Genomic DNA, 12,307 nt, shown 5'->3' on the forward strand with positions numbered 1-12,307 from the left:
GAGGGCGCTTATACCTTATGCTTCGCCGCCGAAACGGGAGAAACCATGCTCAAGCTCACCTTTTGCCTGCGCCGCCTGCCGAACCTCAGCCTTGGCGAGTTCCAGGACCATTGGCTGAACAAGCACGGGCCGCTGGTTCGCAGCCTGCAGCCGGCGCTGCGGATCGCGCGCTATGTGCAGCTTCATCGTCTCCACAACGACTGGAGCAACGGCATGCGCGCGGTGCGTGGCGCGCCCGAACCTTATGATGGCGTGGCCGAGCTGTGGTGGCGAAGCGATGAGGACTATCTCGCCGGGCGTCGCGATCCCGCGGCGCGTGAGGCGGGTCGTTTGTTGCTGGAGGATGAAGCCAAGTTCATCGACCTGACCGCCTCGCCGCTGTGGCTTAGCCGCGAACACGCTATCGTCGAATAATGTCCTTCAAGCCTTTCGGCGCGTTCGCGCAATCGATCCAGCCGCAGGCTCCGCTACGGGCGGCAATCACGTCGGCCTATCGCCGGGCCGAAACCGAGTGCGTGCCGCCGCTGATCGAGCAAGCAACGTTGTCCGCTGCTGCGACCAGTCGGGCCCGTGCGCTGGCGCGGCGTCTGGTCGAGGCGCTGCGTGCCAAGTCTTCATCAGGCGGCGTCGAGGGGCTGATCCACGAATATTCGCTGTCCAGCCAGGAGGGCGTGGCGCTGATGTGCCTCGCCGAGGCGTTGCTGCGCATTCCGGACGACGACACGCGCGATGCGTTGATCCGGGACAAGATCGGCGGCGGCGACTGGCGTGCCCATCTCGGCCACAGCCCGTCGCTGTTCGTGAATGCTGCGACCTGGGGTCTGATGCTGACCGGCCGGCTGACAGCCACCAGCAGCGAGCACGGTCTGTCCGCCGCGCTGACGCGGCTGATCGGCAAGGGCGGTGAACCGTTGATCCGAGGTGGCGTCAACATCGCCATGCGCCTGATGGGCGAGCAGTTCGTCGCCGGCCAGACGATCGAGGAAGCGCTCGAAAAGGATCGCTCCAACGAAGGGCTGGGCGTTCGCCATTCCTACGACATGCTGGGTGAGGCTGCGGTCACGGCGCAGCAGGCTGAGGCCTATCTGCGCTCCTACGAACACGCGATCCATGCGATCGGTCGCTTCTCGGCAGGTCGCGGCATCTACGAAGGGTCGGGCATCTCCATCAAGCTGTCGGCATTGCACCCTCGCTACAGCCGTGCCCAGCAGGAGCGTGTGCAGGCCGAACTCTATCCGCGGCTGAAGTCTCTGGCCGTGCTGGCGCGCGGCTACGATATCGGCCTCAACATCGATGCCGAGGAAGCTGACCGATGGGAAATCTCCCTCGATCTGCTGGAGCGGCTTTGCTTCGAGTCCGAACTCGAAGGCTGGAACGGCATCGGTTTCGTGGTGCAGGCCTACCAGAAGCGCGCGGTCTTCACGATTGATTGGCTGATCGATCTCGCCCGCCGCAGCAAGCGGCGCATCATGGTACGGCTGGTCAAGGGCGCTTACTGGGACGGTGAGATCAAGCGCGCCCAGCTCGACGGGCTGGAAGACTATCCGGTCTTCACGCGGCGCATCCACACCGACGTTTCCTACCTCGCCTGCGCCCGTCGGCTGTTGGCGGCACCCGATGCCGCCTTCCCGCAGTTCGGCACGCACAATGCGTTGACGCTGGCGACCCTGCACACGATGGCTGGTGAGAATTTCTACGCCGGCCAATACGAATTCCAGTACCTGCATGGCATGGGCGAGCCGCTCTACGACGAAGTGGTCGGCCCGACCAAGCTCAACCGGCCTTGCCGCATCTATACGCCGGTTGGCACCCACGAGACTTTGCTGGCCTATCTGGTCCGTCGGTTGCTGGAGAACGGCGCCAACACCTCCTTCGTGAACCAGATCGCCAATCCCGAAGTCACGCTGGAGGCCCTGCTGGGCGATCCGGTCGAACGCGCCCGGGCGGTGCAGCCGCTGGGCGCCCCGCATCCGCGCATTGCCCTGCCGCGTGACCTCTTCGGCACGTCACGGCCAAACTCGCGTGGCCTCGATCTCTCGAACGAGCAGGTGCTCTCGTCCTTAGCGAAGACGTTGCCGGCAATCCGTCCGTTGGTTGCTGCGCCTTTGCTCGCAGACGAGTCCTGCAATGGCACTGCGCGCGAAATCCGCAATCCGGCAGACCAGCGCGATCTTGTGGGTGCCGTCGTCGAAGCGACACCCGAACAGGTCGGTCGTGCGTGTGCCCTCGCGAAGCCTTGGCAGGTTACGCCCGCCGAACGTGCGAGCGTGCTGCGCCGTGCCGCCGATCTGATGGAAGGACGCTGCGCCGATCTTCTGGGACCAATCGTACGCGAGGCCGGCAAGACGTTGGGCAATGCCGTCGGCGAGGTGAGGGAAGCCGTCGATTTTCTGCGGTACTACGCGGGCTGTGTCGAAAACTTCGACAACGAAACGCACCAGCCGCTTGGTGTCGTCGCCTGCATCAGCCCGTGGAACTTTCCGCTCTCGATCTTTACTGGCCAGATTGCGGGAGCGTTGGCGGCCGGCAATGCCGTGATCGCCAAGCCGGCGGAGGAGACACCGCTGATCGCAGCGCTTGGCATCGCCGCGCTGCACGAGGCCGGGGTGCCGCGCGACGCCTTGCAGTTCCTGCCCGGCGACGGCGAAACCGGCAAGCACCTGGTCGGCAACGAGGCCATTGCCGGTGTGGTCTTCACCGGTTCGACGGAAGCCGCGCAGTCGATCAATCGGACGCTGGCGCGTCGCCTCGGGCGCGACGGCAAGCCGTTGCCGCTGATTGCCGAGACCGGTGGTCAGAATGCTCTAGTTGCGGATTCGTCAGCCCTACCCGAGCAGCTCGTGCTGGACACGCTCACCTCGGCTTTCGACTCCGCTGGCCAGCGCTGTTCGGCTCTGCGTGTGCTTTGTTTGCAGGAGGATATTGCGGACCGCGTTGTCCCTCTGCTCGAGGGCGCGATGGACGAGCTCGGCGTCGGCAATCCAGACCGGCTGTCGGTGGATGTCGGGCCAGTCATTTCGGCAGAGGCGCAGAAGCGCTTGCTCGATCATATCGCGCGCATGCGGACCGCTGGTCATCGCGTGCACCAGATGGCGCTACCGGCGGAAACGCGACATGGCACTTTCGTCCCGCCGACCCTGATCGAGATCGGCGCTGTGTCAGACTTGCCGGGCGAGGTGTTTGGACCGGTACTCCACGTGCTGCGTTATCCGCGAGAGCGCATGACCGACACCATTAAGGCTGTGAACGCGACCGGCTTCGGCCTGACCTTTGGCGTGCACAGCCGCATCGACGAGACGATCGAGCGGGCCGTCGCAGCCAGTGCAGCGGGCAATCAATATGTGAACCGCAACATGATCGGCGCCGTGGTCGGCGTGCAGCCCTTCGGCGGGCACGGCCTCTCCGGCACCGGTCCCAAGGCCGGCGGGCCGCTCTATGTGCATCGACTCCTGTCGAAGCGACCAAGTGTCGATGTGCCCACAGGCGAACTGGCGGGGCCGGTCGGTGAACGCAATACCTATGCGCTGCGGCCCAAGGGGACCATCCTCTGTGTCGCCTTCGATGCGGCATGCCTGCAGGCGCAGCTCGACCTCGTGAAGGCGACCGGGAATCGATCAACGACCGATGCGACCGATCGCGGCATACGGGCTGTCCTGTTCGCCGGCAGTCCGGGTGACCTGGAGGCGCTGCTGGCGACGATGGCGGGCAGGGACGGGCCGATCGTGCCCGTCTATGTCGAACCTTATCCGCGCGAGTTCCTGCTCGATGAGGTGTCGATCAGCATCAACACGGCAGCGGCTGGCGGCAATGCCAGCCTGATGGCGATCGGATAGGCTGCGGCGCTTGCTGGTTTGTTACAGGTTGTGTGCGAGTTTCGCGTCGATTAGTACAGGCCGTACCTCTTCGGCTTGCCCGGATGATTGACGCACAGCATTTCCGGTGAAACCTCGGGGCCGAGCTTCAGGCGTTCTTCCTCGCATTTTTCATACGAGAAGGGGCCGCCGTACACCTTCGGTCCGCCGACGACGATAATGTAGGACCTTTCGAGGTACCAGCCCGGACCGGTATAGGCCTCGGCCGCACCCTGGCGGCCGGAACAGGCGCCCAGGCTCGCGACCACAGATAGGGCCGCGGCGCAGACCGACAGGCGATAGAACGACCTCAATGACATTTCCCGGCTCTCCCCCAGGGGCTTAGGGGTCCAAGTTACAGGGGCTTTTGCGACGCAACAATTGCTTTCGCCCGGGCCGGCCGCCGCGCTAATAATGCCCCATTCACGAAAGCATCCGGGGGGATGCTGGGCCAGCTAGCGCGCCAGCAGGATAGACGCATGGGATTGCCTGAGAGACAGGGACTGTACGATCCGCAGAACGAGCATGACGCCTGCGGCGTTGGATTCGTGGCCGATATCAAGGGCCGGAAAACCCACGATATCGTGAGCCAGGGCCTGCAAATCCTGGTCAACCTCGACCATCGCGGCGCGGTCGGAGCGGACCCGCTGATGGGCGACGGCGCCGGCGCCATGATCCAAATCCCCGACGCCCTGCTGCGTGACTGGGCGCGCAAGGAAGGCGTCGACCTGCCGGAACCAGGCCACTACGCGGTCGCCATGTGCTTCCTGCCGCAGGACGAGAAGGCACGGACTTTCGCGGTAAAGCGCCTCGAGCACTTCGTGAAGGTCGAGAAGCAGAAGCTGGTCGGCTGGCGCGACGTGCCGACCGATCTCACCGGGCTCGGCAAGGCGGTGATCGCCTCGATGCCGGTGATCCGCATGGCGATCGTCGGTCGCGGCGACAAGGTCGCCGATCAGGACGCCTTCGAGCGCAAGATCCTGGCGATCCGCAAGCAGACGCAGAACCCGCTGGTCGAGCTCGAGAAGAAGCACAAGCTGCCGGGCCTGTCGCAGCTCTACATGCCGTCCTTCTCCTCGCGCACGGTGGTCTACAAGGGCCTGCTGCTGGCCCATCAGGTGCAGAGCTTCTACGACGATCTGCGCAACCCGCTGTGCGAGTCCGCGCTCTGCCTCGTTCACCAGCGCTTTTCGACCAACACCTTCCCGTCGTGGCGACTGGCGCATCCCTATCGTTTCATCGCGCACAACGGCGAGATCAACACCGTCCGCGGTAACGTCAACTGGATGTATGCCCGTCGGCGCACGATGGAATCCGACCTGATCGGCGCCGACCTCGACAAGATGTGGCCGATCATCCCGCACGGCCAGTCGGACACGGCCTGTGTGGACAATGCGCTCGAACTGCTGGTGGCCGGTGGCTACTCGTTGAGCCATGCCATGATGATGCTGATTCCGGAGGCATGGGCCGGCAATCCGCTGATGGATGGCAAGCGCAAGGCCTTCTACGAATATCACGCCGCCCTGATGGAGCCGTGGGACGGGCCGGCCTGCATCGCCTTCACCGATGGACGCCAGATCGGCGCGACGCTCGATCGCAACGGATTGCGGCCAGCGCGCTTCCTCGTCACCGAGGACGACAAGGTGGTCATGGCCTCGGAGTCGGGCGTGCTGCCGATCCCCGATGACCAGATCGTGCGCAAATGGCGCCTGCAGCCTGGCAAGATGCTGCTGATCGATCTTGAACAGGGCCGCATCGTCGAGGACGAGGAGCTGAAGCGTACCCTGGCGGAAGCCGAGCCCTACGAGGAATGGCTGAAGGAGACGCAGCACAAGCTCGAGGAGATCTCCGAGATCCCCGACGCACCCGCGCCGGCGCCATCGAATGATCCGAGCACGCTGCTCGATCGCCAGCAGGCCTTTGGCTACACGCAGGAAGATATCCAGTTCTTCCTCGAACCGATGAGCAAGGAACCCGACGATCCGATCGGCTCGATGGGCACCGACACGCCCATCGCCGTGCTCTCGAAGAAGCCCAAGCTGCTCTACAACTACTTCAAGCAGAACTTCGCGCAGGTCACCAACCCGCCGATCGATCCGATCCGCGAGGAGCTGGTGATGTCGCTGGTCTCGATGATCGGTCCGCGCCCGAACCTGCTCGGCCGTCACGCCGGCACGCACAAGCGGCTGGAAGTGTCCCAGCCCGTCCTGACCAATGCCGAGCTGGAGAAGATCCGTTCGATCGAGGAACTGCTCGACGGCGCTTTCCGCACCGCCACCATCGACACGACCTGGCCGGCGTCGGAAGGCGCGGCGGGGCTCGAGAAGGCGCTGGACCGCGTGTGTGCCGAGGCGACGGACTGCGTGCTGGCCGATCGCAACATCCTGATCCTATCGGATCGCGCAACTTCGGCCGACCGCGTGCCGATCCCGGCGCTGCTGGCGACGGCCGCTGTTCATCATCATCTGATCCGCCGCGGCCTGCGCACCCAGACAGGTCTCGTCGTCGAGACCGGCGAGGCGCGTGAGGTCCATCACTTCTGCTGCCTCGCGGGCTATGGCGCCGAAGCGGTGAACCCCTATCTCGCTTTCGAGACCTTGGAACAACTGCGCATCCAGAACGCGCTGCCGCTCAAGTCCTACGAGGTGCAGAAGCACTTCATCAAGGCGGTCGGCAAAGGGCTACTCAAGGTGATGTCCAAGATGGGCATCTCGACTTACCAATCCTATTGCGGGGCTCAGATCTTCGACGCCGTCGGCCTGCACTCGGGCTTCGTCGAGAAATACTTCACCGGTACCGCCACGACGATCGAGGGTGCAGGCTGGCAGGAGATCGCTGAGGAGACGGTGCGCCGTCATCGCGACGCCTATGGTGACAACCCAATCTACCGGAACATGCTCGATCCCGGTGGCGACTATGCGTTCCGCCTTCGCGGCGAGGACCATGCCTGGACGCCGGAGAGTGTCGCCAAGCTGCAGCATGCAGTGCGCGGTAACTCGTCGGACGAGTACAAGGCCTTTGCAACGTCGATCAACGAACAGAGCGAGCGGCTGCTGACGATCCGCGGCCTGATGCAGTTCAAGTGGGCCGACGCGCCGATCCCGGTGGAGGAAGTCGAGTCCGCGGCTGACATCGTGAAGCGCTTTGCGACCGGCGCGATGAGCTTCGGCTCGATCAGCCGCGAAGCCCATACCACGCTCGCCATCGCCATGAACCGCATCGGCGGCAAGTCGAATACCGGCGAGGGCGGCGAGGAGGCGGATCGCTTCAAGCCGCTGCCCAATGGCGATTCGATGCGGTCGGCCATCAAGCAGATCGCTTCGGGCCGCTTCGGCGTCACCGCCGAGTATCTGGTCAATGCCGACGACCTGCAGATCAAGATGGCGCAGGGCGCCAAGCCTGGCGAGGGCGGTCAACTTCCGGGCCACAAGGTCGATGAGAACATCGCCCGCGTGCGGCGTTCGACGCCCGGCGTCGGTCTGATTTCGCCGCCGCCACACCACGACATCTATTCGATCGAGGATCTGGCGCAGCTCATCCACGACCTCAAGAACGTCAACCCGGCCGCCCGTGTCTCGGTGAAGCTGGTCTCCGAAGTCGGCGTCGGCACGGTCGCGGCGGGCGTCAGCAAGGCGCGCGCTGATCATGTGACGATCTCGGGCTTCGAGGGCGGCACGGGTGCGTCGCCACTCACGTCGCTGACTCACGCCGGTTCGCCTTGGGAAATCGGCCTCGCGGAAACGCAGCAGACCCTGGTGTTGAACGGCCTGCGTGGCCGCATCGCCGTCCAGGTCGATGGCGGGCTGCGTACCGGCCGCGACGTTGCGATCGGCGCGCTGCTGGGCGCCGACGAGTTCGGTTTTGCCACTGCGCCGCTGATCGCGGCCGGCTGCATCATGATGCGCAAGTGCCACCTCAACACCTGCCCGGTGGGCGTGGCGACACAGGATCCCGTGCTGCGCAAGCGCTTCACCGGCCAGCCCGAGCATGTGATCAACTACTTCTTCTTCGTCGCCGAGGAGCTGCGCGAGATCATGGCGCGGCTGGGCTTCCGCTCCTTGAACGAGATGATCGGCCGGGTCGACAAGCTCGACATGCGTCGTGCGCTCGATCACTGGAAGGCTGGTGGCGTCGATCTCTCCAGGCTCCTCTATCAGGCGCCGGCGCGCGAGGGTGTCGCCATCTGGAATGTCGAGCGCCAGGATCACGGGCTCGACAAGGCGCTGGACCACAAATTGATCGAGGCCGCTCAACCGGCCTTGGAAAGAGGCGAGCCCGTCCTGGTCGAGCTGCCCGTGACCAACGTCAACCGCACCGTCGGCGCCATGCTTTCGGGCGAGGTTGCCAAGCGTACGGGCCATGCCGGGCTCACGGAGGATACGATCTCGGTGAAACTCTCCGGTACGGCCGGGCAGAGCTTCGGCGCCTTCCTGGCGCGCGGCGTGTCGCTGGAACTATCGGGCGACGGCAACGACTATGTCGGCAAGGGCCTGTCGGGTGGCCGAGTCGTCGTGCGCCAACCCAGGGGCGCCAAGCGCAATCCGCTCGAGAACATCATCGTCGGTAACACGGTGCTCTACGGCGCCATCGGCGGTGAGGCCTACTTCGAAGGTGTCGCCGGTGAGCGCTTTGCCGTGCGCAACTCGGGCGCAGTCTGCGTCGTCGAGGGCACTGGCGACCATGGCTGTGAATACATGACCGGCGGCGTCGTCGTCGTGCTGGGCGATACGGGTCGCAACTTCGCGGCCGGCATGTCTGGTGGCGTCGCCTATGTCTACGACCCCAAGGCGCGCTTCAAGGATCTGTGCAATCCGGCGATGGTCGACCTCGAGACGGTCGGCAGAGCGGCGGGTGATGGCGACGATCCGGAGCGTCCACGCCAGCGCGCGCCCAGCGTCGAGGACAATGGCATGGGCGATGTGTTGCGCTTCGACGCGGAGCGACTGCGCATCCTGGTCGAACGCCATCACCTCCATACCGGCAGCGCACAGGCACGGGCGCTCTTGGAAGATTGGGACAATGCGTTGCAGAGCTTCGTGAAGGTGATGCCGCGCGACTACAAGCGGGCGCTCTTGCAGGCGCGTGAACGGACGGCGGCGAAAGCCGTGGCGGCGGAGTAAGGATCATGGGTCTCGCCACTGGCTTCCTCGAGATCGAGCGCAAGGACCGGCCTTACGAAAAGGTCGAGGCGCGCCTCAAGAACTGGAACGAGTTCGTTCTGCCATTGCCGCCGGCGGAGATGTCGCGGCAGGGCGCGCGCTGCATGGATTGCGGCATCCCGTTCTGTCACAACGGCTGCCCGGTCAATAACATCATTCCCGAGTGGAACGAGCTGGTGCGCCGCGACCGCTGGCGCGACGCCCTCGAAGTGCTGCACTCGACCAACAATTTCCCGGAGTTCACCGGTCGCATCTGCCCTGCACCCTGCGAGGCCTCGTGCACGCTGAACATCGACGACAATCCGGTGACGATTAAGTCGATCGAATGCGCGATCGTCGATCGTGGCTGGGAAGAGGGCTGGATCCAGCCTCTGCTGCCGACTCGCAAGACCGGCAAGCGGGTCGCTGTTGTCGGTTCCGGCCCGGCCGGACTCGCCTGTGCGCAGCAGCTCGCACGTGCAGGCCATTCGGTAACACTGTTCGAGAAGGCCGACCGGATCGGCGGGTTGCTGCGCTACGGCATTCCCGACTTCAAGATGGAGAAGCACCTCATCGACCGGCGCATGCGCCAGATGGAGGCCGAGGGCGTCGAGTTTCGGACCGGCGTCGAGGTTGGTGCCACCCTGTCGGTGAAGTCGCTGCTCGAAGGCTATGACGCCGTGGCCTTGACCGGCGGCGCCGAGTGGCCGCGCGACCTCGAAGTGCCGGGCCGCGAGCTGAAGGGCATCCACTTCGCGATGGATTTCCTGACGCAACAGAACAAGCGCAACGCCGGCGATGACGAAGCGCGCGCCGCGCCGAAGGGCACGCTCACGGCCAAGGGCAAGCATGTCATCGTGATCGGCGGCGGCGATACCGGTTCGGATTGCGTCGGCACGTCGAACCGCCATGGCGCGGCCTCGGTGATGCAGCTCGAAGTCATGCCGCGGCCGCCGGAACATGAGGACAAGGCGCTGACCTGGCCGGACTGGCCGCTGAAGATGCGCACCTCGTCGTCGCACCAGGAAGGCGCGGACCGTGACTTCGCGGTACTGACCAAGCGTGCGATCGGCCGGAATGGCAAAGTCGAAGTGCTTGAATGCGTGCGCGTCGAGTGGGTGAAGGGCGCCGATGGCCGTACGGCCATGCGAGAAGTTGCAGGTAGCGTGTTCGAACTCAAGGCCGATCTGGTGTTGCTGGCCATGGGTTTCCTGGGCCCGCGTAAGCCAGGTCTCGTCGAGCAGGCAGGTGTCGCGCTCGATCCACGCGGAAACATTGCGGCCAACGTTAAGGACTACAAGACGTCGGTGGATCGCTTGTTTGCCGCGGGTGACATGCGGCGTGGCCAATCGCTGGTCGTCTGGGCGATCCGTGAAGGCCGTCAGTGCGCCCGTGCCATTGACGAAAATCTGATGGGATCGACAACCCTGCCGCGCTGATGTGCGGAACTAGTTAATTCAGCAGCTAAGAAAATTGCACTAAGGTCGTCGTGCGAGCGCGACCTTGTGGGAAGGCCGTGCCCGGTGTCGGGAGGGGCGTTATGAAGCTGCTGCTGATCCAGGGTGCCAACATGGAGTATCTCGGCCGCCGCCAGCCAGAACTCTACGGTACGACGACAGCCAAGGATCTTGATTCAATTCTGCGCCGCCACGCCAAAGAGCTCGGCGTTACCTTGGATATTCTCTACACCAACACCGAAGGCGAGGCCGTGTCGGCGATCTATCGCGCCGATCGCGCCAAGATCGACGGCATCCTGTTCAACCCTGCGGGTTTTCTCCATGCCGGTCACGCCTTGCGTGACTGCTTGCGGTCGATCTCTGCGCCTGCCATCGAGATCCACATCACCAACATCGAGAAGCGCGGCTTTGGCTCGGTAACGGCTGAGGCGGCGGTCGGCATGGTCGCGGGCTTCGGGGTCGATTCCTATGTCCTCGCCCTCGAAGGTATGGTGGCGCGGCTGCGGAAAGCAGCGACCGCCTGACGTTCAGCTTGGCGCTACCACATTCCGGTGGCGAGCGTCGTCGGCGCATAGTCGCCAAATTGCCAGCGGAAGGGGAAGACCCCGCGGCGGAGCCACCCGCGTTCGACATCGACGTGCCACAGACGCTCCGTACCTGATGGTCCTCTGCCGTCAGGATGCCACTCGATGGTGACGTTGCCCTGAAGTTGCAGCAGATCACCCGAGGCGAAATCGATGAACAACAGGCCGGCGCGCGGGTCGCCCAGCAAGTTGCCAAGCGTGTTGAAGAAGCGATTGCCTCGGAAGTCGGGAATCGTGAGTTTGTTACCCTGCACATCGACGAAGCCCGGGCGACCACCACGGTGAGACATATCGAGTCCGCCTTCGGTGCCCAGTTCGTTGCGTGACCTGCTTGCGACGAAGAACGTATCGGCCGTCGCGATGATCGCGCGCGCCGCATCGTCCAATCCATCAAGAGCTGTAACCTGCACCGTCGCCGCGACGGGATGGGGCACTGGCGCGCGCGTCTGAATATACTGCGCGCAATTTCCGAAGCTCTGCGTGATGTGCACATCGACGCCATTGTCCGTCGCCACGATACGACCGTTGGCGCGATTACGCCGACGCGTCGTGAGGTCGATGCCGATCAACCCGATCTCGGCGCCGGCAACGAAACCCGAAGTCGCAGGATCGTCGTCGCGTGGCCGCGACGCGATGCGCAGCGTCGTCGGGTCGGGCGAGGAGACGAAACCATAGGGGCCTGTCAGCACGGACGCCATTGGCCAGCCATGTGAGTCGGGTGTTGCCGTGAAGAGGTAAGGCAGCAGCGGAAAGAACTCGCGATGCTGCTCGGGCATGAACGGCCGGATCGGCGCACGTCCGGCGCCCTTTCCAGCCAAGGCCTGCGCGGCCAGCTCGTCGGCATGGAACGGCAGGAAAGTCATGGTGTCGGCGGTCATCACAAACCCTCCGGCTTCTCCGGCACCTGCCGCTTGGGGTCGTACCAGGAGGCGGCGTCCGATCGCCAAATATGGATCTCCGGCCGTTCGCCGACCGGCGTGTCGAGGCAACCCAGTCGCAGCAACACGACCGGCTGGGCGATCCGCTCGGCCATGACATGCGAGCCGCACTTGCTGCAGAAGCGACGGAACTTGCCGGGTGAGGATTCGATGGCACCCAGCACGCTCTCGCCCTTGGTCCAGCGGAATTTTTCCCGCGGCACGGCCGTCACAGACGAAAAGGCAGCGCCGTGCGTCTTGCGGCAGGTCTGGCAGTGGCAATGGACGATGCATTCGAGAGGCGCGTCGGCTTCGTAGGCGACGGCACCACACAGACAGCTTCCGGTCAGCATCGGCGGT

Annotated in this window: 8 protein-coding genes; 5 read left to right on the forward strand and 3 right to left on the reverse strand. The window is 64.5% G+C overall.

The genetic code is table 11. The features are described 5' to 3' along the window. The first annotated feature begins 45 nt into the window (after positions 1–45). Positions 46–414: an EthD domain-containing protein gene (locus tag EPO50_RS21485; protein ID WP_296347279.1), complete on the forward strand. Its 369-nt coding sequence runs from the start codon at positions 46–48 to the stop codon at positions 412–414. Further along, on the forward strand, positions 414–3,833 hold the full coding sequence (putA, locus tag EPO50_RS21490; RefSeq protein ID WP_296347281.1) for a bifunctional proline dehydrogenase/L-glutamate gamma-semialdehyde dehydrogenase PutA: 3,420 nt from the start codon (positions 414–416) through the stop codon (positions 3,831–3,833). The genes EPO50_RS21485 and putA overlap by 1 nt, the downstream gene beginning before the upstream one ends. A 50-nt stretch (positions 3,834–3,883) precedes the next feature. Here the strand turns inward: putA and EPO50_RS21495 are convergent, their stop codons facing one another. Further along, complete coding sequence (locus EPO50_RS21495) at positions 3,884–4,171, reverse strand: hypothetical protein (protein ID WP_296347282.1); 288 nt, start codon at positions 4,169–4,171, stop codon at positions 3,884–3,886. Between the two features lie 123 nt (positions 4,172–4,294). On the opposite strand from EPO50_RS21495, the gene gltB reads away from it, so the two are divergent. The 3 genes from gltB (at position 4,295) to EPO50_RS21510 (ending at position 10,970) form a co-directional block, all read left to right on the forward strand. Next, the gene (gene gltB / locus EPO50_RS21500) at positions 4,295–8,971 is read left to right on the forward strand and encodes a glutamate synthase large subunit (RefSeq protein WP_296347284.1); all 4,677 of its coding nucleotides are present in this window, start codon (positions 4,295–4,297) and stop codon (positions 8,969–8,971) included. A 5-nt stretch (positions 8,972–8,976) separates the two neighbouring features. Then, the gene (locus tag EPO50_RS21505) at positions 8,977–10,428 is read left to right on the forward strand and encodes a glutamate synthase subunit beta (RefSeq protein WP_296347286.1); all 1,452 of its coding nucleotides are present in this window, start codon (positions 8,977–8,979) and stop codon (positions 10,426–10,428) included. A gap of 101 nt (positions 10,429–10,529) precedes the next feature. Then, a complete protein-coding gene (locus tag EPO50_RS21510; protein ID WP_296347287.1) occupies positions 10,530–10,970 on the forward strand; it encodes a type II 3-dehydroquinate dehydratase in 441 nt (146 codons plus the stop codon). A 14-nt stretch (positions 10,971–10,984) separates the two neighbouring features. Here EPO50_RS21510 and EPO50_RS21515 read toward each other — a convergent pair whose 3' ends face one another. Then, a complete protein-coding gene (locus EPO50_RS21515) occupies positions 10,985–11,908 on the reverse strand; it encodes a pyridoxamine 5'-phosphate oxidase family protein (protein WP_296347289.1) in 924 nt (307 codons plus the stop codon). Next, positions 11,908–12,300 (reverse strand): GFA family protein, encoded by a 393-nt coding sequence (locus EPO50_RS21520; protein ID WP_296347291.1) that lies wholly within the window; start codon positions 12,298–12,300, stop codon positions 11,908–11,910. The genes EPO50_RS21515 and EPO50_RS21520 overlap by 1 nt, the downstream gene beginning before the upstream one ends. Positions 12,301–12,307 lie beyond the last annotated feature (7 nt).

Origin of the sequence: Reyranella sp., assembly GCF_004297405.1 — a bacterium.
GTDB lineage: Bacteria > Pseudomonadota > Alphaproteobacteria > Reyranellales > Reyranellaceae > Reyranella.

Coding starts and splice junctions, on each gene's coding strand:
- EPO50_RS21485 (WP_296347279.1), top strand. CDS start 46: ATGCTCAAGCTCACCTTTTGCCTGCGCCGCCTGCCGAACCTCAGCCTT.
- putA (WP_296347281.1), top strand. CDS start 414: ATGTCCTTCAAGCCTTTCGGCGCGTTCGCGCAATCGATCCAGCCGCAG.
- EPO50_RS21495 (WP_296347282.1), bottom strand. CDS start 4,171: ATGTCATTGAGGTCGTTCTATCGCCTGTCGGTCTGCGCCGCGGCCCTA.
- gltB (WP_296347284.1), top strand. CDS start 4,295: ATGCTGGGCCAGCTAGCGCGCCAGCAGGATAGACGCATGGGATTGCCT.
- EPO50_RS21505 (WP_296347286.1), top strand. CDS start 8,977: ATGGGTCTCGCCACTGGCTTCCTCGAGATCGAGCGCAAGGACCGGCCT.
- EPO50_RS21510 (WP_296347287.1), top strand. CDS start 10,530: ATGAAGCTGCTGCTGATCCAGGGTGCCAACATGGAGTATCTCGGCCGC.
- EPO50_RS21515 (WP_296347289.1), bottom strand. CDS start 11,908: ATGACCGCCGACACCATGACTTTCCTGCCGTTCCATGCCGACGAGCTG.
- EPO50_RS21520 (WP_296347291.1), bottom strand. CDS start 12,300: ATGCTGACCGGAAGCTGTCTGTGTGGTGCCGTCGCCTACGAAGCCGAC.